We start from the raw sequence: 2,850 nt of genomic DNA on the forward strand, positions 1-2,850 counted from the left end.
TTTTCTGGCTGATGCAGCAATAACACGGGAAGATCATGCTTAGACATCTCCTTCTGCGTGCGCTGCAGCCGTGCCCGATATTCCTCAACTGAAAAAATCATCCCGTTGTCCGCAGGCTCATTCACCGTCGGGAACTCCTTCATTGTCGACTAATTTTGGTTCGGCGTTCAGCCGTTTGGCGGACTGCTTCCAGGCCGGCGTACATAACGACTGTGAACGCGATCAGTAGACTTGACACCGCAGCTATCGTGGGCGTGATTTCTTCCCGAATTCCCGACCACATCTTTACAGGCAGGGTCATGGTGTCTGGCCCGCTCATGTAAAGTGACAATACCACCTCATCGAATGAATGCAGGAAGGCAATGAACCCAGCAACGATGAATGCGTGACGGATGAGTGGGAGTACGATTCGCCAGATTGTAACAATCCGTGAGGCCCCCAAGCTCGCGGCGGCATGCTCAAGGCGTATGTTTTGAGCCTGCAAGCTAGCGGCCATGATCAGCACCACCAGGGGAATGGCCCCGATACTGTGCGCTATTACCAGTGCGAGAGACGTATTGATGAGTTGCAGTCGCGCAAAAAGGAAGTACAGCGCCACCGAACTTATGATCACCGGCACGATGATTGGTGCGAGCAATAGCTGGTATCCGACACGACGCATTCGCGGACTTCCGCGCACTAGTGCCATCGCAGCCGCTGAACCGACGGCAAGACTCACAAACGCGGTAGCGGTCCCCACCCCGAAACTCTGTATGGTCGCGGAGACCCACGCGTCGCTTGTAAAATACGCTTCATACCATTGCAGCGACAGGCCCGGAGGCGGGAATTCGAGGAAGCGCGAGGAGCTGAATGAGATCGGAAAGATGATCAGGATAGGACTGACGAGGAAAGCAGTGACGATCAGGCTTACTCCGCGTAGCAGCTTTCCACCAACGTCCGCACGCTCCCAATCTCTGGCAAGGCTCGCAGGAAAGCCAAGCCTACGACCGACGGCGCGCACCAGGGCTGTAACGAAGTCAACCAGCCGCACGTAAGCGCTAATTGGGCGACGTATGGTAGAGCCTGCCGATGGGCCAGCACCGCGCGGCGCGCCGAGCAAGCTTTCGATCCCGACGAAATGGTTGGAAAATGAATAGAGCAACAACGTGATCGCGAGCAGCACAGTGGCGGCAGTGGCCGCAAGCGGCCAATTGAGTGTCACATTCGTATAGGTGTCGATCTGCATCGGAAGTATGATTGTGTTCGCGCCGCCCATTAGCGCGGGGGTGATGTAGAACCCAATCGCAAACACAAATACGAGCAGCCCAGCCGCGATCACGCCCGGTGCGCTCAAAGGGAAGAACACACGCCAAAAATTCTGGGCTGCGGGGGCACCGAGTGAGGCGGCGGCACGCGTAAGACTAGACGGAATCCCTCTCATGACGCTGATGAGCACGAGCACGGTATACGGCATGAGGATGTACACCATCGCTATGAGCACGCTGAACTCGTTGTAGATGAGCTCGACAGGCCGTTCGGTAAGGCCCAGCGCCATCAACAGCTGGTTTACTAGGCCAAAGCGACCGAGGAGCACCATCCATGCATATGTGCGCACGAGGTAGCTCGTGAAGAACGGCAACACGACCGCAAGTAATAGCGCCGCGGCCACCCGGGTGCGGGCTGAGACGATCCAAAAGGCGAGTGGATATCCGAGCAGAAGGCAGATAAGCGTGACTTTGGCTGCGAGCTCAAAGGTCCGGGCGAGGATGATCCAGTTTGTTGTGTTACCCAAGAACTCTTGGTAATGCGCGAAAGTCGGTGCGGGATCGAGCAGGCTAATAGAAAGGAGGCCGGCGAGCGGGACGAAGAAGAAGACCCCGAGCAGAAGCGCCGCCGGAGTAAGCAGGAGTGAGGCTTCGCGATTGTGAACCAGCCACATTGTGGCCGCTGTCACGGAGCGGTCCAGCGTGGCCATCAGCCGGCGACCCATTTGGTCCAGCCCTCGATCAGCACTTCGAGGTTAGTTTTGCCAGATGGCGATTGGGCCTCCCAATATGCTAGGTCACGGAAGAATTGTTTGTCGATGTTCTCGGGCGCGGTGGGCAGTTGGGAGGCGATTTTAGGCTCGATGTGGTTGAACGCGGCGCGATTTAGCGGACCATAAAAAATGAGATTGTTGAGACGAGCTTGCGCCTCGGCGGAGGACTGGTAGGCTGCAAACCGCATGGCCGCAGCCCTGTTTTTGGCGCCCTTCGGAACGACCCAGTAAGCCGGGCTAAGCTCCCCTTCGTTCCATTGGTAATCAACCGCTGCACCCTGGGTCTTGAGGGATTCCATTCGGCCATTGAATGCCGAGGCCATCGCGACCTGACGATCCGAGAGGAGCTGACCCGGTTCGGCTCCGACAGTCCAGAATTTCGTAATGTGCGGCTTGATGCGATCGAGGAACGCGAACGCCTTGTCGAAGTCGATTGGATACAGCTTGTCCTTCGGAACCCCGGCTGCCAGCAACGCGAATTCAATTGTGGTAGGATCTCCACCCGCCGCAATTACTGCCCTAAGCGAGCGCGGCCCCGGAAATTTGCTTACGTCCCAAAACTCAGCCCATGAGCGCGGGCGAGGCTTGTCGGCCGGGTATTCGGCCGTTGAGAACGCCATCACGGTGCTGTAGACGTATGAACCAACGCCGTATTTCACCTTTGCTTCAGGCACAAGGTTGTCCAGCGTTTCCTTGTCGAAGGCCCCGTAGTCGATTTCTTCGAGGTAATTCGATGCATCCGGTCGAAATGGAAAGCTGGATAGCTCCACCACATCCCATTGCACGGTGGTGCTGTCGACCTGCACCTTGAGCTTCGCCTCGTCGGCCGGAGA

General features: G+C 57.1%; 2 protein-coding genes. Both read right to left on the bottom strand.

Annotated elements, in window-relative coordinates:
* Positions 1–139: 139 nt before the first annotated feature.
* Positions 140–1,954 carry an ABC transporter permease subunit gene (locus EN885_RS32365; RefSeq protein ID WP_164897963.1) on the bottom strand — a complete coding sequence of 605 codons (1,815 nt, stop codon included), beginning with the start codon at positions 1,952–1,954 and terminating at the stop codon, positions 140–142.
* Positions 1,954–2,850 (bottom strand): ABC transporter substrate-binding protein (locus EN885_RS32370; RefSeq protein WP_164897964.1); only part of this gene is annotated, 897 nt, incomplete at its 5' end. The genes EN885_RS32370 and EN885_RS32365, both read right to left, overlap by 1 nt.

The organism is Mesorhizobium sp. M6A.T.Cr.TU.014.01.1.1 (genome assembly GCF_004022765.1).
Classification (GTDB): Bacteria; Pseudomonadota; Alphaproteobacteria; order Rhizobiales; family Rhizobiaceae; genus Mesorhizobium; species Mesorhizobium mediterraneum.